Here is a 24904-nt window from a genome sequence, read left to right on the forward strand (position 1 = left end):
AAGACCCCGAATCAGCGTGAACCTAAATCAGGCCTCGTCGGCTCCGATGATGAAGGCTTCGAGCTCGATGCGAGCCTTGTCGTCGGCCATCTGGACCGGCGGGGACTTCATCAGGTAAGCGGAAGCCGGGTAAACCGGTCCACCGATGCCGCGGTCCTTGGCGATCTTGGCTGCGCGGACGGCGTCGATGATGATGCCGGCAGAGTTGGGCGAATCCCAGACCTCGAGCTTGTACTCCAGGTTCAGGGGAGCGTCACCGAAGGCGCGGCCTTCGAGGCGGACGTATGCCCACTTGCGGTCGTCGAGCCACTCCACGTAGTCCGAGGGACCGATGTGGACGTTGCGGTCGTGAACCTTGCCGGCAAGTGCGCCGGTCAGGTTGGACGTCACGGCCTGGGTCTTGGAAACCTTCTTCGACTCCAGGCGATCACGCTCGAGCATGTTCTTGAAGTCCATGTTTCCACCGACGTTGAGCTGGTAGGTGCGGTCCAGCACGACGCCGCGGTCTTCGAACAGCTTCGCCATCACGCGGTGGGTGATGGTGGCGCCGACCTGGCTCTTGATGTCGTCACCGACGATCGGGACGCCGGCGTCCTTGAACTTGGCAGCCCACTCCGGGTCGGAAGCGATGAAGACGGGCAGAGCGTTGACGAATGCCACGCCTGCGTCGATCGCGCACTGTGCGTAGAACTTGTCAGCGTCGTCGGAACCGACGGGCAGGTAGGAGACGAGGACGTCGACCTGAGCGTCCTTGAGTGCCTTGACGACGTCGACGGGCTCGGCGTCGGACAGCTCGATGGTCTCGGCGTAGTACTTGCCGATGCCGTCGAGGGTCGGGCCACGCTGAACGGGAACGTCCAGGGGCGGGACGTCGGCGATCTTGATGGTGTTGTTCTCGCTCGCGAGGATCGCCTCGGAGAGGTCGAAGCCGACCTTCTTGGCGTCGACGTCGAACGCAGCGACGAACTGCACGTCGCGGACGTGGTACTTACCGAACTTGACGTGCATGAGGCCGGGGACCGTCTGGGTCTCGTCGGCATCCTTGTAGTAGTGGACGCCCTGAACCAGGGACGAGGCGCAGTTACCCACGCCCACAATGGCTACGCGCACCGCGGTGCTGTTCTCACCCATGGTCGGGTTCTCCTTCTTTCCGGGATGTTCCTGTTGTCGATTGCTCGGCTGCGATCAATTCGTTGAGCCAACGCACTTCGCGTTCACTCGATTCGAGTCCGAGCTGATGGAGCTGACGGGTATAGCGGTCCAGCGATCCGCTGGCCCGACCGACGGCCTCGCGGAGCCCCTCACGGCGCTCCTCGACCTGGCGTCGCCTGCCTTCGAGGATCCGCATCCGCGCTTCTGCGGGGGTGCGGCTGAAGAAGGCGAGGTGAACGCCGAAACCGTCGTCGGTGTAGTTCTGCGGCCCGGTGTCGGCGACCAGTTCGGTGAACCGTTGCCGACCTTCCGGAGTGAGCTGGTAGACGCGACGCGCCCGACGCTTGAGCGTGCCGGTGGCAGTGTCGACGTCTTCTGAGATCAATCCGTCGGCTTGCATGCGCCGCAATGCCGGGTACAGCGATCCGTACGAGAACGCGCGGAATGCGCCGAGCAGACCAGTGAGCCGCTTACGCAGCTCGTATCCGTGCATCGGTGACTCGAGGAGCAGCCCGAGGATTGCGAGTTCGAGCAACTGACAAACCTCCCGAGTCGTTGAACCTAACCGCTTGATGCGATAACCAACTATATCGCGCCGATATATAAAACCACACTGCGGCCCGATACGTGTACCAAGGTGTCACGGCTAGATCAGGGGGTGAACGGGTAGATCGACATGATTTCGCCATCGAGGGCAGCGGTCAGGTACCCGCTCTCGTCGAGGTCGTTGCCGACGTGAATCTGGATGGTCGGAACATTTTCGGTGCTGTCGACAGAGACGTACCGAGTGGTCGGATTTTGCACCGACGTCGTTGTTCCGGCGCCGTCGAGCAGGGCGATCACGATGCGAGGATCGAGCTGTCTGACGTCGATCTGTGTCACGTCGGGTTCGCGTGATCCTCCTGAAGTCGTGTCCTCGAGGTCGCCTCGGTAGTAGCTGTCCAGGCTCTTGCGCGGCGCGGCAGGATCGGCGCGCGTTACGCGTGCATAAGTGGGATAGATGGTCATCTCGTCGACCAGTCCGCTGCCGTACTCCGTTTCGATGGCATGGAACATCGCCCCCAGGCCGTCGACGGTGTGTAACTGTGGCTCGGGGCTCGAGAAGATCGTGACGTCGGACGCGGCGTATTTGATTCCGAAACCGACAGCCGAGACCAGTGACAGCGCGATGATCACAACGGCGATCCAACGCGTGTCGAGCGAAGGTTCTTTCCGAAGAATGGGTAGGGACGCCTCGGTCTGCAGATCGGACGTCAAATCTTCGAGATCGCCGAGAGTGACTGCCACCGCGGCGAGTTCGGTCAATTCGTCGTGCTCGGTCGCCGTGAGTTGTCCGTCGGCGAAGGCGGAGTCCAGCACTGCGCAGGTAGCCTCGCGATCGGCATTGCGAGCGCGGGTGGTCCTGGTCAGATCGTTCGGCATGTCCGGGGCCTATCGAGGAGTGAAGGGAGACAAGCGGATCGGGCGGCCATCCGGGGTCAGCTCCATCGAACCGCTCGCGCCGAGTTCGTTGTCCACGTAGATGGAAATACGTGGATCTTGGCCCGACGAACTCATGCTGATGTGTGAGACCTTGGCGTCGGGGACGTTGAGATTGGCGGACGCTCCGGCCAGGTATCCGGCGAGTTTGTCGATGTCGACCGAGGCGAGGTCGAAGGTAGTCGTGCTGGCCGCCCGGGATGTGGAGCTCTCGCTTGGTGTGAAACCTCCACGAAAGTCGATGTCCTCCTCCAGATTCGGCGAGACAGCGGCGGCGCGAGTGACGCTTGCATGGCCGTCGTAGAAGTTGGCGGAATCGATCAGCGTCGTGCCGTACTTGGCGCTGTATCTGGTGATGAATTCCCCGATCCCGCTTGCAGTGACCGTGTTCAGCGTCGAACTCACAATGGGGGCAAGCGGTTCGACCGGTTCGGCTGCAGCCGGTGGAGGCGGTGGGGGTGAAGGGTCGGCGGACAAGGTGAGGTACCCGATCAGGCCGGCGAAGATAGTCGATGCGGCTGCGAGGTACCAGATCTTGTCGATACGGCGAACTTTGGCGACGGCGTTGCGCAGCGTTGCTTTCTGCAGATCGCGGACCAGCAGATCGAGCTGGCCGAGGGTGGTCGCGGTCATGGCCGATGCCGTTCGGTTTGCATGCTCGTCCGCCGTGATCTGTCCGTCGGACAGGGCGGAGTCGAGAACGGCGCAGGTGTCGGAACGGTCGACGTCGCGCGCGCGGGTGCGCGTAGAGGTAGTAGTCGGGGACCCACTCACCGGCTCACCCTAGCTCCCGTACGGGTAGGAACGAGAGATCTCGCCCCACGGGGTGACCTCGATGCGTCCATCCTCGCCGCGGATGTTCTCCGCGTAGATCGCGATCTCCGGGACACCGTAGTTCGCGTCGAGGATCACGGCGGTGATCGTCGCGTCCGGCACTTTGATGAATTCGCCGATGTTTTCCATGAACGGCGTGAGTTTGTCGATCTCGATGGAGCCGAGGTCGAACGTCGGCTGATCGCTTCTGCGAGGGGTGTTGTTCGGCTCGATCTGGAATCCACCCCAGAAGCTGATGCGCTGGGTCTGAGCCGGTGCACCGGGTGCTGCGCGTTGGACCGAAGAATGCTTCTCGTGGAAGCTCGCGCTGTCGACGAACATGTCGCCGTACTCGTCTCGATACCTCTCGATGAATGCGCCGATTCCTTCCGGGGTCAACGTGTCGATGTGTGCGATCAGGATCGGTTCGACGGTCGGCTCCGGCACCGGGGTGGTGGTCGGCAACGGCGGAGCGAGGGAAGTAGTGCTGGCATAACTGGCAGTGATGTCTTCCGAGGGCGTCAACGGTGACCGACTCCACGCCACTGCTGCGATCGCTCCGACGACGATCAGAGCAGCAGCACCGACGAACACGGCCTTTCGTGTCGTCGACGTCCGAGGCACCGTTTTGGTCTCGATCTTCGGCACCTGCAGATCGTTGACCAGGCGTGCGAGTGCGAGCAGGGTCTTCGCGGACTTCGCCTTCTCGGTCCGGTCGAAGTAGTCCTCCGCGCTCAACTGCCCTTCGGCGTACGCGGCGTCCAACACATTGCACGTTTCGACGCGATCAAGATCACGAGCACGCGTCATCGGAGAACGAGAAGACTTCACAGGAAGTGATCGTAATGGCTGGTCGCCATGCCCCCAGCCCCCGAAATGTGTTCATCGTGACCCTCCCGAACCGTCCGTCGCGGCACGGACGCACGTACGCTGGTCAGGTGCGGATACAGCGGCAAGTTGTGGACTACGCGCTCGCGCGTCGGTCTGTGCTGGCCGAAGTGTCTGCGGGTCGGACCGACGTCAAGCAGGTGTGTGACGCCGATCCGTACCTACTCAGAGCCGCGAAGTTCCACGGCCGGGGCAGCGACGTCGTCTGCCCCATTTGCCGCAAGGAACAGTTGACGCTCGTGTCCTGGGTGTTCGGCGACAAGCTCGGTCAGGTTTCGGGATCGGCCCGAACCTCGGACGAGCTCGCTCGGCTTGCGGAAACAGCAGAGGAGTTCACGGTGCACGTTGTAGAGGTGTGCCGTACCTGCAGTTGGAACCACTTGGTGCAGTCCTATGTGCTCGGCGCAGTACCTGCGCCGCCGCGACCGCGGCGAGCACGCCCACCAAGCCGGCGCACCGCCAGCGAGTAACGCCACACCCGAAGAAGGGCCCGATCGAAGTCTGCACGTGATCGGTCCGTGACCACTGGAGATTTGATTCGTGAGTTCCCCCAGCAACAACAACCCGGGCGGCAACAACCCGGGTGGCCGTCCCGTCGGTCCCAACCGTCCCGCCGGACCTCCTCAGGGTCGTCCGCCGCAGGGACGTCCCATGGGCCCACCACCGCAGGGACGCCCTCCGATGGGTCCGCCCCCTCAGGGTCGTCCGCCGCAAGGTCGTCCGATGGGACCCCCGCCCCAGGGTCGTCCGCCGCAAGCCCGACCTTCGGGCCCGCCTCCTCAGGGCCGCCCCGCCGGTCCCCCTCCTCAGGGTCGTCCGCCGCAAGGCCGACCTGCCGGCCCGCCGCCTCGAGATCGCGCCGTAGGCGCTCAGGCGAACGAACCGACCCAGCGCGTCGCGGCAGCAGCAGCGACCACCCGTAGCAACGCGGGCACCCGCCCGCCGGTCGGACCTCCACCGACGAAGCCACCGACAGGTGGCTCCGGTGGCGGTGGCAACGACGGACAACCCCCGAAGGGAAGAAAGAGCACCGTGAAGAAGAAGTCCAAGTGGCGCACAGTTCGCCGCTCGGCCTACGTCTTGGTGGCGCTCGGTCTTGTTCTGCCCGTCCTTGCCTTCATGGCGGCGTACATCGTGCAGGACGTCCCCAAGCCCGGTGACCTCAAGACCAATCAGGTGGCGACGGTCTTTGCCGCCGACGGCACCACGGTGATCAGCACTGTCGTCCCGCCAGATGGCAACCGCGTCGAGGTCTCGCTCGATCAGGTACCGCCGCACGTTCGCAACGCTGTTCTGGCCGCAGAGGACCGCGATTTCTACTCGAACCCGGGCTTCTCGATCTCCGGTTTCGCACGCGCGGCCCGAGACAACGTCCTCGGTCGCGACAGCGCCGGTGGTGGCTCGACCATCACGCAGCAGTACGTCAAGAAGGCGCTTGTCGGCTCGGAGCGTTCGCTGACGCGAAAGATGAAGGAACTCGTCATCTCCTCGAAGATGGCCAACGAGTGGTCCAAGGACGACATCCTCGCCGCGTATCTGAACACCATTTACTTCGGTCGCGGCGCATACGGCATCGGCGCAGCATCCAAGGCTTACTTCGGTAAGCCCGTCGACCAGCTGTCCATCGAAGAAGGCGCCGTCCTGGCGTCGTCGATCCAGCTTCCGTCGCTCCTCGATCCCGAGACCAACCCGACAGGCGCGAAGTCCCGTTGGGATTACGTGCTCGACGGCATGGTGTCCGCCGGCACGCTGGATCAGGCCGCGCGCACGCCGATGCAGTACCCCGCCTACATCCCGCTCGCCCAGGTCGACAACAGCAGCCAGGGCTCGACCGGACCCGAAGGCCTGATCAAGCGTCAGGTGCTCAAGGAGATCGGCGACGCTGGAATCAGCGAGCAGTTGCTCAACACCGAGGGCTTGCAGATCACCACGACCATCGACCCGCAGGCTCAGGCCGCAGCGGTCGAGGCAGCCCGTTCCAACATGGAGGGTGAGCCGGAGAACCTGCGTACCGCAGTTGTCTCGGTCGATCCGAAGACCGGAGCCGTCAAGGCGTACTACGGCGGTGAGGACGGCGCGGGATACGACTTCGCGAATGCCGGACTTCAGACCGGTTCCTCGTTCAAGGTGTTCGGCCTCGCAGCCGCCCTGGATCAGGGAATCCCGCTCTCGCAGATGTACGACAGCTCACCGCTGACCGTCAACGGCATCTCCATCGGCAACGTCGAAGGTGAAAGCTGCGGCACCTGCACCATCGCAGAGGCGCTCAAGCGTTCGCTGAACACCAGCTTCTACCGTCAGATGCTCAGCCTCGACGGCAACGGCCCGCAGGAAATCGCGGACATCGCTCACAAGGCAGGCATCCCGAAGGACATCCCGGGCGTCGGCCCGTCGCTCACCGAGGCCGACGGTTCCGGCCCCAACAACGGCATCGTGCTCGGCCAGTACCAGGCCCGCGTGCTCGACATGGCGTCGTCGTACGCGACACTCGCCGCGTCCGGTACGTATCACGCACCGCACTTCGTGCAGAAGGTCGTCGCGGCCGACGGCACCGTGCTGCTGGACCGCGGCGCGCCCGCCGGTGAAGACCGCATCGACGCTGCCGTGGCGGACAACGTGACGGCTGCGATGCAGCCGATCGCGGCGTACTCGCGCGGCCACAACCTGGCCGGCGGACGTCTGTCGGCGTCGAAGACAGGTACTGCGCAGCTCGGTGACACCGGAGCCAACAAGGACGCGTGGATGGTCGGCTACACGCCGTCTCTCTCGACCGCGGTCTGGGTCGGAACTCCCGACGGTGAAGCGATCACCAACTCGGGCGGCGCGATGATCTACGGCTCGGGTCTGCCTTCGGACATCTGGAAGGACACGATGGACGGCGCCCTCGAGGGCACCGACAACGAGAAGTTCCCGACGCCGGGCAAGATCAACGGTCAAGCCGGTGGTGTTCCGGAGTACACGGCTCCCGCACCGCCCAAGACGTCGGCGCCGCCGACCACTGCGCCGACTACGACGGAAACCACTCCGCCGCCCGTGGTGACAACGACGCAGGTCGAGGTTCTGCCGGGCATCACGATCCCGATTCCGGGCATCTCCCGGCCGACGACAACCACGCCACAGGTACCAGGGGCAGGCGAGACCACCGAGGAAGAACCGGCAGGTGTGAGCCCCGGCCAGTAGTTGGAGGGTGGTCGGTTCGAAAGACGGTAACCTCGCGGAGTGGCCGCGAATGCTGATGATGCCGAACCGACCTCCCCCGCTCCGCTGGCCGAAGATCTTCGTTCGGCGGATTGGCGGGACGTTCCCAGTCGCAACGACGCGATGGTGTCTGCGCTGTCGGGAACCGTCGGCGGTCCGGTAGGTCGTCACGCACTGATCGGGCGCACTCGCTTCTTCACACCGATGCGAGTGATCCTTCTGCTCGCCGTGGTGTTCTTGGCTTTCGGCTGGTTCGCCAAGGCGGGCTGTATTCAGCAGGCGCCGGTCGGCGAGAGCGGGCAGGTCGGCCTCGACTGGAGTGGCAGCCGTCAGTACGTGGCGATGTGTTACTCCGATACCGTTCCGCTGTACGGAGCCGAGCGCCTCGATCAGGGAGCATTCCCGTACAAGACGTCGTGGGAAGAAGTACGCGGCGACGGTTCGATCCAGATGCGGTACATGGAGTATCCGGTCATCTCGGGGCTCTATCAGTACGGCGCGATGAAAGTCGCCAAGACGTGGGATTCGATCACCTGGCTGCCGGGCGCGATTCAGGTGGCGCTCTATTTCAACGTCGTGGCGTTCGGGTTGGCGTTGGCGTGGCTGGTCACCGTGTGGGCGAGCACCCTGCTGGCCGGACGACGAGTGTGGGACGGCGCTCTGATCGCGTGCTCCCCTTTGGTGATCGTGCACGTGTTCACGAACTTCGATCCTCTGGCGACGGCGTTCGCGGCGGGTGGGTTGTTGGCGTGGGCACGCAAGCGGCCCGTGCTCGCGGGAATCCTGCTCGGCCTGGGCGGCGCCGCAAAGCTCTACCCGCTGCTCCTACTGGGACCGCTCTTGGTCCTGTGTCTGCGCGCGGGCAAGACGAGGGACTGGCTGGTGACCGCTCTCAGCGCGGTCGCGGCATGGCTTGCGGTGAACCTGCCCATTGCCGCTCTGTACCCCCATGGTTGGTACGAGTTCTTCCGGCTCAACTCCGAACGCGGGGCCGATCCGGATTCGCTCTACAACGTGATCGCGTCGTTCACGTCGTGGAAGGGCCTCGACGGTCCTCTCGCACAGGGTGAGTCGCCGTCGAATCTCAACGCCGTCTCTCTGCTTTTGTTCGTGGCCGTCTGCATCGGTGTCGGATACGTCGCCCTGACGGCGCAGCGTCGTCCGCGAGTTGCGCAGCTGTGCTTCCTGTTGGTGGCGGGCTTCCTGCTCACGAACAAGGTGTGGAGCCCGCAGTATTCTCTGTGGCTGGTGCCGCTGGCCGTGTTGGCCTTGCCGCACCGCAGACTCCTGCTCGCGTGGATGACCATCGACGCCCTGGTCTGGGTTCCACGAATGATGTATTACCTCGGTGTGTCCAACAAGGGGCTGCCCGAGCAGTGGTTCACCGGAACCGTCGTGATCCGGGACATCGCGGTACTCGTTCTGTGCGCGCTGGTGCTCCGGCAGATCTACCGGCCGTCGGAGGATCTCGTGCGGTACGGGTTCATCGACGATCCGGCGGGCGGTGTTCTCGATCAAGCACCGGACAAACAACCCGCCTGGCTACCCGGTTGGTTGAAGCCGTCCAAGGCGAAGGAACCGGAAACCGTCGCGGTCTGAGGTCACCACTCGTCGAGGGTGGTGTACCCGTCCTGAACCGCGCGGGCGAACAACGCTGCCTTCGTGGGAGCCGGCCGCCCGACGTCGCTGTACTTCGTGCGGATCCGAGTGATGTGTGTGTTGACGGTGCAGACGCGTAGGCCGAGTGTCTCGGCGACCTCGGACTTGGAATCCGAACGTAGCCAGGCAAGAAGTACTTCGATCTCACGGACGCTCAGCTTCGGCTTGTGCTTGCCGTGCTTGGGGTTGCCGACTCGGGACACGTTTGCCTCGATCTTCGGAGAAATGCCGATTGAAGACATGCGAGTAGCGCCTTTCGACGGAGGGGATGGGCGTCGACTGCCGTATTTGCAGAAGGGCTGCTGGCTCAGGGTGCGACTGAGACGAGTATTTCGATCGAGGTGTCTCAGTGGAACGGGTGCAACTCTCTCGATACAGAGTCCATACAACGGACAAATCCCCTACCTGCTCCGATAGAGTGCGTCGCTATGAACTCGAAGGCGGAAGCCGGTACGCACAATCAGGTCGATCCCGCCCGGATCGAGTCGCGTGGGCAGTTTGCTGAGACGCTCACTGCACTGCGGAACGCAGCCGGACTGACGGTCCGCGAAGCCGTCGAGCGTTCGGGTGGTTTGCACGGAACCGTCAGCGGATGGTTTGCCGGCCAACACCTGCCGACGCCGGCGAGTACCCCGATGTTTTTCGCGCTCCTCGAGGCCTGCGGCGTCGATTCCGAGGATGAGCGGGAGCGCTGGATCAGTGCGGTGCAACGAGTGAGACAGCTGACGGCCAGACGACGCGGCGACGCCACCGTTCCGTATCGAGGTCTCGAGTCGTTCCGGCAGGAGGATGCCGAGTGGTTCTTCGGTCGAGACGAACTCACTGCCAACTTGGTCGAGCGGGTGGCGTCGGCGATACGGGGTGTCGGCCGCCGTCAGTTCATGGTGATCGGTGCTTCCGGATCGGGTAAGTCGTCTTTGCTGCGGGCCGGGCTCGCCCCCAAGGTTGCCGGGGACGATCCACGGTTCGACGGTTGGCGGGTGGAAACCCTGCAGCCGGGTACAGGAGGAATCCCGTCGTCGATTTCCGACGAACCAACGGTCTTGATCCTCGACCAGTTCGAGGAACTGTGGACGCAGTGCGATGGTGATCGGCGCGAGGAAATACTGCGGACACTCGCGGAACTCGGTGAGAACACCATCGCCGTCATCGGAATGCGCGCCGACTTCTACGGGCTCGCGGCGGAGGAACCGCTTTTGGTGCCGCTGCTCGACGATTCGCCGATGGTGGTCGGGCCACTGACCGACGAACAATTGCGCGAGGTGATCGTCGAGCCGGCGGTCAAGGCCGGGATGACCGTGCAGAGCGAATTGGTTCAGGTTCTGGTCTCCGAGCTGACACCACGCGGCTCGCGCACGGCGAGCGACCCCGGAGCTTTGCCCTTGCTGTCACACGCACTGTTGGGGACCTGGCAACGGTCGACGCGTAAAACTCTGACCGTCTCGGATTACTACGCCACCGACGGGATCGCCGGAGCTGTCCAGCAAAGCGCGGAGGAAGTGTACGGCGAGCTCACAGAGAGGCAGCAGCAGTTGGCGCGCAGGATCTTCCTGCGATTGGTCAACGTCGACGAAGTGACGCAGACGCGTCGGCGGGCACCGCGCACCGAACTCTTCCTCGGTGACGACGTCGACGACGTGAATACCGTCATCGACCGGTTCGCCTTGTGCCGCCTTCTCACCGTCGACGAGGAGACCGTCGAGGTTTCGCACGAGGTCTTGCTGTCCGCGTGGAGTCGGCTTCGCGATTGGATCGACTCGGACCGCGCCGGCCTGGCGGTGCATCGCCGGTTCACCTACGCGGCGCAGGTGTGGGAAGACAGTGGACGCGACCCCGGTGCGCTGCTCGGACCCGCACGTCTTCATCTGACGGAAGAATGGCTGCGTTCGGGCGAACTCGGGCTCCCACTGGAACCGAGTCGGACCCGCGCCGCCGACCTCAATGCCACCGAGCGGGAGTACCTCGCCGCGAGCATCGAGCATCGTGATCAGCAGGAATTTGCCGATCGCCGACGTACACGCGTGCTACGACGGCTCGTGACTGCGCTGGCAGCCGCGTCGGTGATCGCTCTGGTGTTGGCGGTGGTTGCCACCGTCGCCGGTATCGGCGCCAATCGTCAACGTGTCCAAGCAGATACCGCGCGCGACGAGGCGATGTCGCGTCAGGTGGCCACCGAGTCGATCAGGATGCGTGAGCGGGATCCGTCGCTGGCGTCGCAGCTTGCTCTGGCGGCATTTGCGGTCAACGAAACGACCGAAGCCCGCTCGGCGTTGCTGGATGCGTCGGGCGTTCATTCGGCTACCCGCATCATCGGGCCGCCCGGCGCGATGAAGGCCCGGATCAACCCAGCTGGAACTGTTGTGGCGGTGGGTGGTTCGGACGGAAAAGTCAGGCTTTATCCGATGGTGGACGGTGTTGCCTCAGCTGTTCCGCAGGCGGAGTTCCTCGGAGTCTCGGAGGGCACGGCCCTCTTTGCCGTCGCCTACAGCCCGGACGGACGGCTCCTTGCGACCGGTGGTGCCGGCGGCGCTGCACTCTGGGATGTGTCGGACCCGAAGAATCCGGTCCGTGGAACACTTCCCGTCGACGGTGAACGCGTAGTGCAGGACATGGAGTTCAGCCCAGACGGAACCAAGCTGGTCGCCGGTACCTCGACGCCCGACGTTCTGCGATGGAACATCGACACCTCCACGAATGCCGTTGCTTTGCCTGCTCTTCCGCATCCAGCTGACGGCATTGTCACCGCGACGTTCAGCCCCGACGGACGTTTCCTCGTGGCGGGCGGGCGTCAAGCGACTCTGCGCGTGTGGGACGTCGCGAAGTGGGGTGAGGAATCGGCGCCGATCTTCGCGACCGAGCCCAACGGCACCACCGTCCACTACCTCGGCGTCGCCTTCAGTCCGGACGGACGCGAGCTCGCGGCGGGAACCACTGGCAGGGAGGTGGTTCGGTGGGACATGAGCGATCCGGCGCGCCCCACTCCCCTGCCGGCACTGACGGGATTTTCCAGCTACGTCAACGAACTCAACTACGGCAAAGACGGAACACGTCTTGCCGCAGGAAGTTCCGACAACTCCGTGCGCGTGTGGGACCCCCGAACCGGGGCATTGATCGAAACACTTCCGGACAGTGGGGCGGTGACCACCGTCGACTACAGCGATGACGGCCGCAATCTGGTCACCGGGGGACTCAACGGTGTGACTCGCGTGTGGGCTCTTCCGGGTCCGGTCTGGGCGGGAGCTCGGGACACGATCTTCACCAGTCCCTTTGCCGCGGACGGCTCGCGTCTGGTGGCCGGCGTCGGTGCCAGGGGTGGCGCGATGTTGGCGTGGAACACCGAGGATCTCGATCGCCCCGCGGTGATGCCGGAGTTGAAACCGCAAGGGGCCGACTCTTTCAGCGGTGCATCGGCGGTGTCGGCAGACGGGAACCTGGCTGTGAGCGGCACCGGCGGCGGCGGTGCCTATCTTTGGGACCTGAGTGATCCGGCGTCGCCACGGATCTACAGCGAACCCGCGGTGTACGTGAAGGGCATCGTGGCGGTCGTCGCGTTGAATCCCGCCGGAGATCTGCTGGCGGTGTCCTCGCAGGACGACAACAGCATTGCGTTGGTCGACGTTTCCGATCCATCGGAACCGAAGCTGCTGTCGTCGACCGATGTCGGCTCTTACCCGCAGATGATGGCATTTCAACCGGGCACCGACATCTTGGCGATCGCGAACGCCAAGAACGAAGTGGATCTGTGGGACGTGTCGAACGCAGCGTCGCCCCGGGTGGCGGCGACGGTGGGTGGATTCGAAAGCTACGCATTAGCAGTGTCTTTCAGCGCCGACGGAACGCTGTTGGCCGCTGGAAGTGCGGATCACGGTGTCGCCGTGTGGGACGTACGCACACCGTCGGCACCCGAGGAACTCGCTCGTCTCGTCGGCCCCGAGGGCGCAATCTATTCGATCTCGTTCAACCGCGCCGGTGATCGGCTCGCTGCCGGTGTCGGCGACGGAACCGTCTGGCTCTGGGACATCGAGACTCCCTCGCAGGCAACACGATTTGCGACGCTGTCCGCCTACCCGGGTCGCGTCAACGACGCTCAGTTCGCCGGCGAGAGTGACATGATCGCGGGTAGCGGGTCGGACAAGACCGTTCGCTTGTGGGGAATCGACCCCGACGGCGTCGTTGATCGATTGTGCCGCACCGCAGGATCTCCCATCACGGAAGCCGAATGGGAGCGGTACCTGCCCGGTGTTCCCTATCAGGATCCGTGTGCCGGCTGACGCGCTTCAGTTCATCCAGAACTCGAGCGCCGGTTCCCGACCCAGCTCGCCTCCGCTGCCGGTGATCACCAGTCCGGCGGAGGTGAGCTTGTACGTCACGTCCTTGTTGGTGACGGTGAATCCGTTGCCGGTGGGCGTCGGATCGTCGAGTTCGATGGTGGCGCCGTCGCTCAGCCGTTGACCCTTGTAGTAGTAACGCCCGACTCCGGTTTCGCAGATGACGATTCGTGATCCGGTCGTGACGGCGATGGCGACGGCAGGATTGGTGGAGTTGCAGCTGGGGCCGCCGGAGATGAAGCCCTGACGGTTGGTGCCCGAGACGGTCGGCGCTGGTCCGATCGAGGTTGTGACGCGTGGGGGCGTCGTCGTTTTCGGCGCTGTGGTGGGTGCACTCGGCGCCCGAGTCGTGGTCGTGGAGTACGAGTACGGCGTCGTATAGGTGAGACTCCGCGAACTCGCTTCATTGGCGGCGTTGCCGAAAGCGGCGGCGAGCAGCCCGAAGAACGCGATCCACACGATCACGGCCAGGATGCCGAGTGCGGTGAAGATGTAGCCGATGATCAGTCCGGCAAGGGCGAGTCCGTCGCCTTCTTCGCCGGTCCGTTTGATCTGGCCGCGAGCGATGTGCCCGAAGACGATCCCCAACGGCGCGATGAGGAACGCGAAGACGAGGGCGAGCACCGCGAGTGTGTTCGTCGGCCGCCTGCCGTACGGATCGGGCTGCCCGTACGGAGACGGCTGCCAATTCTGATTGCCCTGGTACCCGTACCCACCCTGATCGCTCATGAGGTGAATCTTGGCATGGACTTGGCCGAAGAGTGCAGGTGATCGCTAGTTTCGGGTACGTGTCTCGAGCTGAGGTGCGATGGTCGGCCAATCGTCGTCGGTCATCGCGAACAGCGCTGTTGTACGCCAACTGCCATCGGCGCGGCGTCGGTGCTTGCGCAGCAGGCCCTCGAACTGAGCGCCGAGCTTTGCGATCGCGGCCCTGGACTGTTCGTTGAACTCGTCCGTGTGCCACTCGACGCGTACGGCTTCGAGCTGGTCGAAGGCGTGACGAAGCAGGAGCAGCTTCGATTCGGGATTGATCCCGGTTCCCTGAACCGATCGCGACAACCACGTGTATCCGATTGCAAGACTGCGGTTTACCGGGTCGATCTGGTACATGGACGTGGTGCCGACCACGGCGTTCGTCGCGATGTTCACCTGCGCGAAGGCGATCCGATTAGGGTCGTCGGTTGCTGCAGCGATGTACTTCTGTGCCTGTTCCCGATCGGTGATGGGCGATGCGGTCCAACGAAAGATCGCCGGGTCGTCGGCAGCAGCGAGCAGAGCGTCGGTGTGCGCGACGCCCAGGGGTTCGAGTCGGACACGATCACCGGTCAGCGTCGGTGATTCGAACCATGATGCAGTCATCAGGCGTGCTCCCGTGAGTGAGTCGGAAGGTTGTTGTCGGAGTTCGCAATCTGATCGGTCCCACCGGCAAGCGGATACCGCAACGGGACTCGCAGGAACAAGAAGAAGAACACGGCGAGCAGGACGACGTGGCCCCACACACTCGCCTGGACGACGGCCTCATACTTGCTCGGATCGAGATTCATGTCCAGTTGGTAGAAGTACCGGAAGATGCCGATACCCAACGCTGCGTCGGCGATCAGATAGGCGACGATCCAGAACCACCGGATCTTGAACAGCACGAGGAAAGGCAGGATCCACAGTGTGTACTGCGGTGAATTGACCTTGTGCAGCAACACGAATCCGCACAGCATCGCGGCACTGACCGCAATCCACGGAAAGTAGCCGTCGCGGACGTAGCGGCGCCCACCCAGATACATCGCGAGCGCGAACGACAACAGGATCATCACCGGAGACAGGATGCTCACCAGTGCGTCGTAGTCGGCGTTGAGTTCGCGAACTCCGAAACCGTAGAACGGGCGCAAACCCCAGAACCACACCGAGTTGGTGGTGATGTCCGCGCTTCGCTTCTCCTGGAAGCTGAACGACGCGCGCCAGCCTTCGTAGGAAATGAGGGCGAACGGCAGGTTGACGAGGACGACGGTGACGATCGCCGCGCCCGCCGTCATCAGCGCCCCACGAACGTCGTAGCGCTTGCCTTCGGTGCCGCGTAGAAGCACGTAGGCCATGAGCGGCAGCACGAACATTCCCGGGTACAGCTTCAAACAGAAACCGATCGCCAGGATGACGGCCGCCAGAACCGCGCGAGTTCGCAGCGGGATCCGCTCGAACGTCATCAGGAAGATCGCGCCGACGCTGGTGGCCACCACCGGGAGCTCCCAGTTGTGGAATGCGTACAGAACCAGAGGCGGAGTCGCCGACCACACGAGCGCGTACGCGCCGCTCATCTTGCCGAGCATCCACGCCGTGAGCAGTCCGAAAGGAGCCAGGATCAGGGCCGAGTGCAGAAGGAAATCGGTGTCGGTGTGTGAGCCGATACCGCCCAGCCACATCAGAATTCCGCTGAGCACCGGGTATTCGACGGTTCCGCCGGTCAGGAATCCTTCGGGCGTTATCCCTCCGGTGACGAAGGGGAACAGATGTTGATCGATTCCTCGTCCGAGCCAGAGCAACTGGATATCGGAGTAGCAGACGTCGATGTTCTTGTTGACGTCGAAGTTCAGGCTTCGGCCGTCGGGCGCGAACGGTGCACCGCCGCATCTGGCCTTGTTGAAATAGCCCAGCGCCATCGTCAGCCCGCACAATCCGACGACCAACGCCAGGATCGACGCCGGGGTCTTGCGGTCTGTTCGCATGATTCTCACCCTAGGGGGCGCAGTGGCTCGCGGGGTGATGCGTCTGCGCCACGCGTCGCGCATCGATCTGGTGGTCTTCCCGGAGGACCGGGACGATTTCCCTGGTCAAGGCCCCTCGTGTAACCTACGAGGGTTGCTGACGCAACGACCCTCCTGCCACGGATAGTCCGTGGCCGTTTTCACTTAGTCCACAGGAGGTGATGAGGTCTTATGCGTCATTACGAATTGATGGTCATCCTTGACCCCAGCCTGGACGAGCGCACTGTCGCTCCTTCACTGGATACGTTCCTCAATGTTGTGCGCCAGCACGGCGGCACGATCGACAAGGTCGATGTCTGGGGTAAGCGTCGTCTCGCCTACGAGATCCTGAAGCATGCTGAAGGTATCTACGCGGTGATCGACATCAACGCCACTCCCGCCACCGTCGCTGAGCTCGATCGTCAGCTCGGTCTGAACGAGTCGGTTCTGCGCACGAAGGTTCTGCGCCACAACAAGTAATTACTGTCGGTAGCGAGCTCTACTCTCGCGCCCAACGGTCTTACATCAATGCAGGAGGAACCACATGGCTGGCGACACCATCATCACCGTCATCGGAAACCTGACGGCTGATCCTGAACTTCGTTTCACCCCGGCGGGTGCCGCGGTTGCAAACTTCACGGTTGCTTCCACGCCCCGCACCTTCGACCGTAATTCCAATGAATGGAAAGACGGCGATGCGCTGTTCATGCGTTGCAACATCTGGCGCGAAGCAGCCGAGAACGTCGCGGAGAGCTTGACCCGTGGTTCACGAGTAATCGTGAGCGGCCGGCTCAAGCAGCGTTCGTACGAAACTCGCGAGGGCGAAAAGCGAACTGTCGTCGAGCTCGAAGTCGATGAAATCGGTCCTTCACTGAAGTACGCCACGGCAAAGGTCAACAAGGCCAACCGTGGTGGCGGCGGTGGAGGCGGCAACTTCGGCGGTTCCTCCGGCGGATCGGGTGGCGGACGTTCGAGCGCTGCACCTTCGGGTGGAGACGATCCTTGGGGCAGTGCGCCTCAGGCTTCGGGCTCCTTCGGTGGTGCGGGCAGCGACGAACCGCCCTTCTGATCCGTACCTGATCAGGAACATCCAGAAAAGAGCAAAGACATGCCGAAGCCGCCCTTGCGCGACAAGGTTATGAAGAAGAAGGTCTGCACCTTCTGCAAAGAGAAGAACACGCAGATCAACTACAAGGACACGACGCTGCTTCGTAAGTACGTCAGCGATCGCGGAAAGATCCGTGCTCGCCGTGTCACCGGCAATTGCGTCCAGCACCAGCGCGACGTTGCCATTGCCGTCAAGAACTCACGTGAGGTAGCACTGCTGCCTTACGCCACCGTGGCTCGCTAAGGAAAGGGAGGAAAGAACATGAAGCTCATCCTCACCGCTGACGTGGACAACCTCGGTGCGCCTGGCGACACCGTGGAGGTCAAGGACGGCTACGGCCGTAACTACCTGCTCCCCCGCGGACTGGCAATCGTCGCCACCCGTGGCGCCGAGAAGCAGGTCGAGGGCATCCGTCGTGCACAGGAAGCGCGCGCTGTGCGCGGCCTGGATCACGCCAAGGAGCTCAAGGCAGCTATCGAGGGCCTCGAGTCCGTAACGCTGACGGTCAAGACCGCCGGTGGCTCGGGCAAGCTCTTCGGTTCGGTTACCGTCGCTGACGTCGCTGCTGCGATCAAGGCTGCCGGTGGACCGGTTGTCGACAAGCGCTCCATCGTGTTGCCGAAGGCTCACATCAAGAACACGGGCAAGCACGCCGTGGTCGTGAACCTGCACCCCGATGTGGTTGCCAAGTTCAACCTGAACGTCGTCGGCGCATAGTCGACTGTTCGTCTCGTCGGGCCCCGCACACTTCGGTGTGTGGGGCCCGACGTTTTGTTTCGGGGTGCGATGTGCCCCCTGACAGCGTCCCGAATCGGACCTGGGGATAACTCTCACACTGTGATGTTCGACTTGGTGATCAGTGACGAATCGGGCGAGGCAACACGCCCGACACGCCGACGCGCCGACTGTGGAAAAACTATTTTCATCAACAGGCCTGTGAAATTGTGGATAGCCATCTACCTGGTCTTATGTAGTTACTATGCAAAGTAGTCCCCAAATGCTCCACAGGCGGTGCACACCGTGGGGCGGGAGTTTCCACAAAGCATCCACAGCTTTATCCACAGTCCGGTTTGTATGCGGACCTACTAGTCCCTAACGTCATCTCGGCGTCTATCTACAGCCCGGCCGAATGCGGCTAGGGGATGTCGGTGGGGGCAGGTACAAATGATGAGGGCGCTGCGGTTTCTGGCAGTGTCGTCGAGTGTTTTACGGGAAGGTCTCGCTTGTGGCTGTTGTAGATGATCGAGGACCTTCCGACTTCTCAGGGCCGGACTACCCGGGCCCTCCCGAGGCCGAGCCCGACCAGGAGTTCGGACGCCAGCCACCTCAGGACATGACTGCCGAGCAGTCGGTGCTCGGCGGCATGCTGCTGAGCAAGGACGCCATCGCTGACGTCCTCGAGGTACTGCGTCCGGGTGACTTCTACCGGCCCGCCCACCAGTCCGTCTACGACGTGATCCTGGACCTCTACAGCCGTGGCGAGCCCGCCGACCCGGTGACGGTCTCCGCCGAGCTCGACCGTCGAGGTGAGCTCCGCCGTATCGGCGGTGCTGCCTACCTGGTGACTCTGACCCAGACAGTGCCCACAGCCGCCAACGCCGCCTTCTATGCCGAGATCGTGGCCGAGAAGTCCGTGCTGCGTCGTCTGGTCGACGCCGGTACTCGCATCGTCCAGTACGGCTACGCCGGCACCGAGGGCCAGGACGTGGCCGAGGTTGTCGACCGCGCGCAGGCCGAGATCTTCGAGGTCACCGAGCGTCGAACCACCGAGGACTTCGTACCCCTCACCGAGCTCCTCCAGCCCACGATGGACGAGATCGACTCCATCGCCAGCCGCGGCGGAATTTCCCTCGGTGTGCCCACCGGATTCAAGGATCTCGACGAGATCACCAACGGCCTTCACGCTGGTCAGATGATTATCGTCGCGGCCCGTCCTGGTGTGGGCAAGGCGCTTGCCCTCGATACTCCCCTCGCGACGCCCAGTGGCTGGACCACGATGGGTGACGTTGCTGTCGGCGATCTGTTGATCGACAACCACGGCAAGCCGACGCGGGTTGTTGCCGCTACCGACGTGATGGTTGACCGCCCTTGCTACGAGGTCGAGTTTTCCGATGGAACTGTGTTGGTGGCCGACGAGCAGCATCAGTGGTTGACGGAGACGCGTGCTTCGCGCCGTTCAGCGCAGAACGCCAAGACAGGTTACAACCGCTATAAGAATCAAAAGACATTCGCCGAGGTCCGAACCACGGCGGAGATCGCATCGACGGTGCGATGCGCAACGGCGGATGGCCGCGTTAATCACTCTGTCGTGAATGCCAAGCCGCTCGACCTACCAACGCAGGATCTCCTTGTCCCGCCCTACACACTTGGCGCTTGGCTAGGTGACGGTTCTACTGCCTGCGCACAATTCACCACTGCTGATCCCGAGATCATCATGTTGATCGAGGCCGAAGGCCTGGTTGCAGTTCCGTCCAAGTCGGCGCATTTGCGCTACAGCCTTCAATTAGCCCCGGAAGATCCCGTCGCTCCGCGCGATTGCGTTGTGTGCGGAAAGAGCTTCGTGCCGTTCACCAGTCAAGTGCGAACGTGCGGTCAATCATGCGGCGGCAAAGCACGTTTCATGTCTGACCCTGTACCTGCGCCAACCTGTTCACACTGTGGTGGACCTTCGATCGGGCTGCGACTGTGCCAGAAGTGCCGCAATGAGTACGGCACGGTTCAAGGACGCCTACGTACGATCGGTGTTCTGGGCAACAAGCACATCCCTGTCCAGTATCTCCGTGGGTCCGAGGCACAGCGTCGTGCGGTTCTTGCCGGGCTTCTCGACACTGATGGAACTGTGACTGCCGGTGGCTCCGTTCAGTTTTCGGTAACCAACGAGCGCCTCGTCCGCGACGCCCAGGAATTAGTGGTCAGTCTTGGCTATCGCTGCCAAATGAGCACAAAGCGAGTCAACGGTCGCACCGAGGCTTCGTCGACTGCATTCACCTTGACCTTCTCGACTGATGACGAAGTGTTCGGTCTTACGCGGAAAGCGATGCTGCACAAGGAGCGTCGAGCGAGTAAAAGCACTGCGCGCAGCGGATCGCGCTACATTGTCGATGTTCGACCAATTGCGAGTGTTCCGGTTCGCTGCGTCGAGGTCGACAACGCCGACCACATGTACCTGGCCGGTCATTCGATGGTCCCGACGCACAATTCCACGCTCGGAATGGATTTCCTGCGTTCCTGCTCCATCACGCACGGCATGGCCAGCGTCATGTTCTCCCTGGAAATGAGCAAAACCGAGATCGTCATGCGTCTGCTGTCCGCAGAGGCAAAGATCAAGCTCGGCGACATGCGCTCCGGAAAGATGACTGACGACGACTGGACCAAGCTCGCGCGTCGCATGAGTGAGATCAGTGAGGCGCCGCTATTCATCGATGACTCCCCCAACCTCACCATGATGGAAATCCGCGCAAAAGCGCGGCGGCTCAAGCAGAAACACGACATTCGCCTGATCGTCATCGACTACCTCCAGCTGATGAGCTCGGGTAAAAAGGTCGAGTCCCGTCAGCAGGAAGTCTCCGAATTCTCCCGTAGCCTAAAGCTTTTGGCGAAGGAGCTCGAAGTTCCGGTTGTCGCGATCTGTCAGCTCAACCGTGGTCCCGAGCAGCGAACCGACAAGCGTCCGCAGGTCGCCGACCTTCGTGAGTCCGGATCGCTCGAGCAGGACGCCGACATGGTGATTCTGCTGTACCGCCCCGACGCGACCGAGCGAGACGATCCCCGTGGCGGTGAAGCCGACCTGATTCTGGGTAAGCACCGTAACGGCCCGACCGCGACAATCACTGTGGCGCACCAGCTTCACCTCTCCAAGTTTGTCGACATGGCCCGGGGATAGTGGCTGCCGCCATCGCCTGAAGGTGGGACAAGAATCGGTCTTCGTGAGATTCGGGGTGAGCACCAGCGATTATGTCGATGTTGGGCGGCTGCCGGGCGGTTACGGTGTTTGTCGAATCAGTCTCGGAGCCCGACGAACATCCGGCCACGAAAAGTGCGACCGTAGCGAGAATCGCAACAGAAAGGATGGGTACGCGGCGACTGCCACGCTGGACTCCGTTTCCTCGGTTTCGCGAAAATCGCCAGGACAACCGGCTCTCAGAATTCCTCTCAGCCACGAGATGCCTGTTTTCGATACCCTCCGCCAGAGAGTGAGTCCGGGAACGCGCGTTGGTGAGCAGCGCTCTGCGGGGCGGCAAACTGAAGGGGCGGCAGCACCAGTTCACCCGAGAAGTCGTACATCCCTTGCGATTTTAGAGACCGGCCAGCCATAAACCGAAGTTTCATCAGGTCGATCTTCACGAGTAACGATCAGTGCCAGCATCTTTCGAACGCACCCAGCTCGACGATTCCGGTGTCACTGCAAAGCCGAGAGAACCGTGTCGACCCGACCACGGAGTGGGCCGTCAAGCTCGACAACTACCAGGGAGTCACACACCTGCATCGGATCGGCGTACACCAAATCCAGCAACGCGTCGTTCACCGCGCGCTGCAGCTCCGGCATCCCCACCGCAGGCAACTTCTGCACTGTTTCGACGGTAATCGGCACCACAACCAGCACGTCGAGAGTACACAGCGCGGACCTCACAATCGCCGCCTCGACTTCTGCCTCCGGATCGACACCACACGCCGACAAGTACGCCAGGAAGTCGAGCGGCGTGCGATCGAATACAACACCAGAAGAAGGTGTAGTCAGCAAGCGCAGTGAACGACGAAGCTGCGCACGGTAATCATCAGCCGAGGGCGGAAACTCGAACTCGCGCCCCTCCTCTTCGAGCACGAAATACGGTTCATCGACCCGAATGTGCCCCGCGAGGCGGCCACACAACTCGTCGACCAGCGTGCTCTTGCCGGTCCCGTGCGGGCCGGACACTCCAATACGCATTAGTGGGGCCCTCTCGAAGAAAGTTACGGAACTACCCGTCAGTTGAGCACCCGTCGACCGCCGGCTCGATACCGACCCCTGGACGCCTGGGCCCGCCACCAATTCTCCTTGCACCTGGAGAGTCGACAGTCATAAGTGGGGCCGCCGAGGTTGCGGACGATACCGACAGTTCACCACGTGCGGGAAGATCAGTGGTGCTCGTAGATGGCGAACCCGGCGCCGAAGTGCCCGTACGAATGGACGCCGCGTTACTCGCGGCGTTGAACGCGCGCGCAGAACAAGAGCGTCTCCCGGTCCGAAGCGATCCGAGAAGCAGTGCGTGCCTGGAACCAGGCCGCGTGTAAGCACATAAGTCGGCACTTAAACACTGAATCAGCGAAGACACCGGCATCTACGCCGCAGAGCACCACGTCTATGTCGCCGACCTGGACCACGACAATCCTGCCCGTTAGTTCCGGCTGGGCGTCGACCCGAACGGGCGTCTCCCGGAGCTGGTAGCTGGTTGTGCTGCGCTTCGACAGCGGAAACGAGCTACTCATACACGCCATGAAGGCCCGATCTCAATACGTTGATCTCCTGTAATCGACCTCGTTCGCGGTGAGGGGCACCGCCCCGTCGCTCGGTGATCGCTGACTGGCCGCGCTCCCACACAGCGGCGAGGCACACAACGGTGCGCTTGTGGTTAGGGCTGCGGATGGTGACATGCGGTATCGGAGGCCTACCCCAGCTCGGGAAAGGGCTCGGTGGAGAACACAACCCCTACCTCGAAGTACGCGGCAATTCGCAACGCCAAATGCAGGCTCGGACTGTATTCGCCGCGTCCCAATAACCGCCGGTCCACGAACGAACTTCAAACCCGCACTCTCACAAAAAATCGCTCACCGGACCCAGGATTCAGTTGGGCACGCCCGAGAAAGCTACTGCAGCAGGAAAGACGCCAGCAACCACGAGACGACCGACTATCGGCGCAAGGTTCCACGGGAAGGTCTACAGCTCGCCAATTCCCCCCGCGTATGCCGAGCATGTCGCCGACGCTCGCCACGCGAGGACGTTCGGAGCCACTGGAAGTCCAGGTACATCACGACGATCAGACTCACACCCAGCATAACTAGCAACAAAACCACGTTCACCAACGTCTCACTACTCCTTCCGAAACCGAATTACTCACTCGCACAGAACAACACAGCACAAGATGCAATTCTCAGAAGCATGCCGAGCATGCGCACCCGGCGGCTGTGCTCAGGCAGCCGCCACGGCACGAATTGATCGCACTATTGCTTCGCGTGTCCTCGGCATCGCCGAAAAACCACTTGTGGTCAACTTTCTGGGCTCCATCCCCACGTCACGCTCGCCTACCGGCCCGACGCCCATGACCTGTCGCCACCACCGCTCACGTTCCTCGGATTCAGCCCACACAACTACATCCATCACTGTCTCCTCATCGACCTCGGTTTGTTACCCAGATCACGTTCGTTGGAAACGTGAAGCATGTGAAGTTGTACGACATGGAGACGCCGAATCGCACTACCTGGGACTATTCCAGCTATCGAGGCTCGCCGGAATCCGATCCGAACACAAGCACGACGAGAGTCGAATAGCGCGTGCCGGATGATCCGCTGCTCAACCCACTCGGTCCCCCGTCGACATCGATGCGTTCGCTTCGCCGGCTGCACAACACTTCTAGCTAGCCCTTGACAGCCCGCACAACACGGACGGCCGGTCCTTCATGCTGTTCGGGTGCTCACTCCTTGCCGGCCACGGGCGCACGGCTCATCGGGCAGCACGCACACGTCCAACCGATGAGCCACACACACACACACCGCTCCGCGGCCGCCGCCTCCATCACCGTCGGCACCCGTGTCACTGAATCGCACCGTAGTTTCCGGGGACTGATGTACCCCGCACGACTCAGGGCTGGTCCCGTCGATGGGATCGATCGGCGATTGCTATGACAACGGTGTGATCGAATCTTTTGGGGCAGAATGCAATCGAACGCATGAATCGAGAACGGCGGAAAACGAGGACCGAATTGGCCGACTCCACGTTCGAGTACTTCGAGACCTTCCGCAATCGCTAAGGCCGTCACAGTGCCCTCGTTGCGGGGAATCAGGTTAGGCGCCGTTCGAGAGCGAACACACGAAGATTTCGTGCAGTGCGAGTCTTGTACACCGAGTACGTAGGGTTGTTTTCGACGAACTGTTCGAAGGCGCTGTCCGCCTCCTGCCCTGTCAACAAGGTTGTGTTCACAGGGATCTCGGCCCCTCCGATTGTCACCGTCGCCTCCCGATTGGCCAACAGGTTCTCGGACCACGCGGGGTGATGGGGTCGCCCGAAATTACTACCGGCCAGAAATAATCGGTCCCCTTCGCGCATGTAGGTGAGAGGCGTCGTCCGGGGCTGCCCTGTTTTTCCTTCCGGTCGTGGTCAACAACAGCAACGGTACCCCCATCGGACCGAAGATCGTTCGTCGGCCTTTGCTGTGCGCGAGCAGTTTTCGGTCGATCGGCGTCAACTTCCGGAGATACCAAGACCCGATCCGCGACGATACGAAGGCATTGAGTGGCTTCTTGAGCAATCGCCGATCGTGACCCCACCGAATATCGGGGAAAGCGTTGGTGTC

Annotated in this window: 21 protein-coding genes and 2 pseudogenes; 11 read left to right on the forward strand and 12 right to left on the reverse strand. The window is 62.5% G+C overall.

Translation table 11 applies throughout. The features are described from left to right. Positions 1–27: 27 nt before the first annotated feature. The 5 genes from P3G66_RS28415 to P3G66_RS28435 all read right to left on the reverse strand — a co-directional run bounded on the left by P3G66_RS28415 (position 28) and on the right by P3G66_RS28435 (position 4254). On the reverse strand, positions 28–1131 hold the full coding sequence (locus tag P3G66_RS28415) for an inositol-3-phosphate synthase (protein ID WP_003945979.1): 1104 nt from the start codon (positions 1129–1131) through the stop codon (positions 28–30). Beyond that, a complete protein-coding gene (locus tag P3G66_RS28420) occupies positions 1124–1687 on the reverse strand; it encodes a PadR family transcriptional regulator (protein ID WP_003946014.1) in 564 nt (187 codons plus the stop codon). Before P3G66_RS28420 ends, P3G66_RS28415 begins: the two co-directional genes overlap by 8 nt. Before the next feature lie 116 nt (positions 1688–1803). After that, positions 1804–2574: a DUF1707 domain-containing protein gene (locus P3G66_RS28425; protein WP_054827438.1), complete on the reverse strand. Its 771-nt coding sequence runs from the start codon at positions 2572–2574 to the stop codon at positions 1804–1806. Between the two features lie 9 nt (positions 2575–2583). Continuing rightward, positions 2584–3405: a DUF1707 domain-containing protein gene (locus P3G66_RS28430; RefSeq protein WP_276117426.1), complete on the reverse strand. Its 822-nt coding sequence runs from the start codon at positions 3403–3405 to the stop codon at positions 2584–2586. A 9-nt stretch (positions 3406–3414) separates the two neighbouring features. Further along, positions 3415–4254: a DUF1707 domain-containing protein gene (locus tag P3G66_RS28435; protein ID WP_276117427.1), complete on the reverse strand. Its 840-nt coding sequence runs from the start codon at positions 4252–4254 to the stop codon at positions 3415–3417. 128 nt (positions 4255–4382) lie between these two features. On the opposite strand from P3G66_RS28435, the gene P3G66_RS28440 reads away from it, so the two are divergent. The 3 genes from P3G66_RS28440 (at position 4383) to P3G66_RS28450 (ending at position 9129) form a co-directional block, all read left to right on the forward strand. Next, a complete protein-coding gene (locus P3G66_RS28440) occupies positions 4383–4802 on the forward strand; it encodes a DUF5318 family protein (protein ID WP_042448217.1) in 420 nt (139 codons plus the stop codon). Positions 4803–5364: 562 nt separating this feature from the next. After that, positions 5365–7512 (forward strand): transglycosylase domain-containing protein, encoded by a 2148-nt coding sequence (locus P3G66_RS28445; RefSeq protein ID WP_007735524.1) that lies wholly within the window; start codon positions 5365–5367, stop codon positions 7510–7512. 39 nt (positions 7513–7551) lie between these two features. Next, positions 7552–9129 (forward strand): glycosyltransferase 87 family protein, encoded by a 1578-nt coding sequence (locus P3G66_RS28450; protein ID WP_065456454.1) that lies wholly within the window; start codon positions 7552–7554, stop codon positions 9127–9129. Positions 9130–9131: 2 nt separating this feature from the next. Here P3G66_RS28450 and P3G66_RS28455 read toward each other — a convergent pair whose 3' ends face one another. Then, on the reverse strand, positions 9132–9431 hold the full coding sequence (locus P3G66_RS28455) for a LuxR C-terminal-related transcriptional regulator (RefSeq protein WP_003941253.1): 300 nt from the start codon (positions 9429–9431) through the stop codon (positions 9132–9134). A 186-nt stretch (positions 9432–9617) separates the two neighbouring features. Between P3G66_RS28455 and P3G66_RS28460 the strand changes: the two genes are divergently transcribed. Next, a complete protein-coding gene (locus P3G66_RS28460; RefSeq protein ID WP_276117428.1) occupies positions 9618–13460 on the forward strand; it encodes a helix-turn-helix domain-containing protein in 3843 nt (1280 codons plus the stop codon). Between the two features lie 6 nt (positions 13461–13466). Here P3G66_RS28460 and P3G66_RS28465 read toward each other — a convergent pair whose 3' ends face one another. From P3G66_RS28465 to P3G66_RS28475, 3 genes are read right to left on the reverse strand one after another with little or no spacing between them, the layout of a single operon-like run. Then, positions 13467–14246, reverse strand: coding sequence for a DUF4190 domain-containing protein (locus tag P3G66_RS28465; protein WP_003941240.1), 780 nt, complete (start codon positions 14244–14246; stop codon positions 13467–13469). A 45-nt stretch (positions 14247–14291) separates the two neighbouring features. After that, on the reverse strand, positions 14292–14876 hold the full coding sequence (locus tag P3G66_RS28470; RefSeq protein ID WP_003941251.1) for a GNAT family protein: 585 nt from the start codon (positions 14874–14876) through the stop codon (positions 14292–14294). Next, entirely contained in the window at positions 14876–16231 is a 1356-nt protein-coding gene (locus tag P3G66_RS28475; protein ID WP_276117429.1) for a hypothetical protein, read from the reverse strand. Before P3G66_RS28475 ends, P3G66_RS28470 begins: the two co-directional genes overlap by 1 nt. Before the next feature lie 210 nt (positions 16232–16441). Here P3G66_RS28475 and rpsF point away from each other — a divergent pair, with 210 nt between their 5' ends. From rpsF to dnaB, 5 genes are all read left to right on the forward strand, one after another. Next, positions 16442–16729, forward strand: coding sequence for a 30S ribosomal protein S6 (rpsF, locus tag P3G66_RS28480; protein ID WP_003941237.1), 288 nt, complete (start codon positions 16442–16444; stop codon positions 16727–16729). Between the two features lie 64 nt (positions 16730–16793). Beyond that, on the forward strand, positions 16794–17318 hold the full coding sequence (locus P3G66_RS28485; RefSeq protein WP_276117430.1) for a single-stranded DNA-binding protein: 525 nt from the start codon (positions 16794–16796) through the stop codon (positions 17316–17318). Between the two features lie 39 nt (positions 17319–17357). Further along, positions 17358–17600 (forward strand): 30S ribosomal protein S18, encoded by a 243-nt coding sequence (rpsR, locus tag P3G66_RS28490; RefSeq protein WP_003941245.1) that lies wholly within the window; start codon positions 17358–17360, stop codon positions 17598–17600. 18 nt (positions 17601–17618) lie between these two features. Beyond that, entirely contained in the window at positions 17619–18074 is a 456-nt protein-coding gene (gene rplI, locus P3G66_RS28495; protein WP_007735531.1) for a 50S ribosomal protein L9, read from the forward strand. Positions 18075–18582: 508 nt separating this feature from the next. Continuing rightward, positions 18583–21240: a replicative DNA helicase gene (gene dnaB, locus P3G66_RS28500; RefSeq protein WP_276117431.1), complete on the forward strand. Its 2658-nt coding sequence runs from the start codon at positions 18583–18585 to the stop codon at positions 21238–21240. A 516-nt stretch (positions 21241–21756) separates the two neighbouring features. Here dnaB and P3G66_RS28505 read toward each other — a convergent pair. Further along, on the reverse strand, positions 21757–22284 hold the full coding sequence (locus tag P3G66_RS28505) for an AAA family ATPase (protein WP_007735561.1): 528 nt from the start codon (positions 22282–22284) through the stop codon (positions 21757–21759). A 203-nt stretch (positions 22285–22487) separates the two neighbouring features. Between P3G66_RS28505 and P3G66_RS28510 the strand changes: the two are divergent. Further along, a pseudogene (locus P3G66_RS28510) lies at positions 22488–22623 on the forward strand (ribbon-helix-helix protein, CopG family); the annotation flags it as partial. Positions 22624–22655: 32 nt separating this feature from the next. Beyond that, positions 22656–22866, forward strand: a pseudogene (locus P3G66_RS28515) (toxin). A gap of 657 nt (positions 22867–23523) precedes the next feature. On the opposite strand, the gene P3G66_RS28520 reads toward P3G66_RS28515, so the two are convergent. Continuing rightward, the gene (locus tag P3G66_RS28520; protein WP_276117432.1) at positions 23524–23712 is read right to left on the reverse strand and encodes a hypothetical protein; all 189 of its coding nucleotides are present in this window, start codon (positions 23710–23712) and stop codon (positions 23524–23526) included. A 678-nt stretch (positions 23713–24390) separates the two neighbouring features. Beyond that, positions 24391–24657 carry a nitroreductase family deazaflavin-dependent oxidoreductase gene (locus P3G66_RS28525; RefSeq protein ID WP_276117433.1) on the reverse strand — a complete coding sequence of 89 codons (267 nt, stop codon included), beginning with the start codon at positions 24655–24657 and terminating at the stop codon, positions 24391–24393. Positions 24658–24904: the final 247 nt, after the last annotated feature.

The organism is Rhodococcus sp. C3V, from assembly GCF_029269915.1.
Classification (GTDB): Bacteria; Actinomycetota; Actinomycetes; order Mycobacteriales; family Mycobacteriaceae; genus Rhodococcus_F; species Rhodococcus_F qingshengii.

Excerpts from the sequence above, each read along its gene's own strand:
- P3G66_RS28415 (WP_003945979.1), bottom strand. The coding sequence starts at position 1,131 with ATGGGTGAGAACAGCACCGCGGTGCGCGTAGCCATTGTGGGCGTGGGT.
- P3G66_RS28425 (WP_054827438.1), bottom strand. The coding sequence starts at position 2,574 with ATGCCGAACGATCTGACCAGGACCACCCGCGCTCGCAATGCCGATCGC.
- P3G66_RS28435 (WP_276117427.1), bottom strand. The coding sequence starts at position 4,254 with ATGACGCGTGCTCGTGATCTTGATCGCGTCGAAACGTGCAATGTGTTG.
- P3G66_RS28455 (WP_003941253.1), bottom strand. The coding sequence starts at position 9,431 with ATGTCTTCAATCGGCATTTCTCCGAAGATCGAGGCAAACGTGTCCCGA.
- P3G66_RS28460 (WP_276117428.1), top strand. The coding sequence starts at position 9,618 with ATGAACTCGAAGGCGGAAGCCGGTACGCACAATCAGGTCGATCCCGCC.
- P3G66_RS28465 (WP_003941240.1), bottom strand. The coding sequence starts at position 14,246 with ATGAGCGATCAGGGTGGGTACGGGTACCAGGGCAATCAGAATTGGCAG.
- P3G66_RS28470 (WP_003941251.1), bottom strand. The coding sequence starts at position 14,876 with ATGACTGCATCATGGTTCGAATCACCGACGCTGACCGGTGATCGTGTC.
- P3G66_RS28475 (WP_276117429.1), bottom strand. The coding sequence starts at position 16,231 with ATGCGAACAGACCGCAAGACCCCGGCGTCGATCCTGGCGTTGGTCGTC.
- rpsF (WP_003941237.1), top strand. The coding sequence starts at position 16,442 with ATGCGTCATTACGAATTGATGGTCATCCTTGACCCCAGCCTGGACGAG.
- P3G66_RS28485 (WP_276117430.1), top strand. The coding sequence starts at position 16,794 with ATGGCTGGCGACACCATCATCACCGTCATCGGAAACCTGACGGCTGAT.
- rpsR (WP_003941245.1), top strand. The coding sequence starts at position 17,358 with ATGCCGAAGCCGCCCTTGCGCGACAAGGTTATGAAGAAGAAGGTCTGC.
- rplI (WP_007735531.1), top strand. The coding sequence starts at position 17,619 with ATGAAGCTCATCCTCACCGCTGACGTGGACAACCTCGGTGCGCCTGGC.
- P3G66_RS28505 (WP_007735561.1), bottom strand. The coding sequence starts at position 22,284 with ATGCGTATTGGAGTGTCCGGCCCGCACGGGACCGGCAAGAGCACGCTG.
- P3G66_RS28520 (WP_276117432.1), bottom strand. The coding sequence starts at position 23,712 with ATGGATGTAGTTGTGTGGGCTGAATCCGAGGAACGTGAGCGGTGGTGG.
- P3G66_RS28525 (WP_276117433.1), bottom strand. The coding sequence starts at position 24,657 with ATGCGCGAAGGGGACCGATTATTTCTGGCCGGTAGTAATTTCGGGCGA.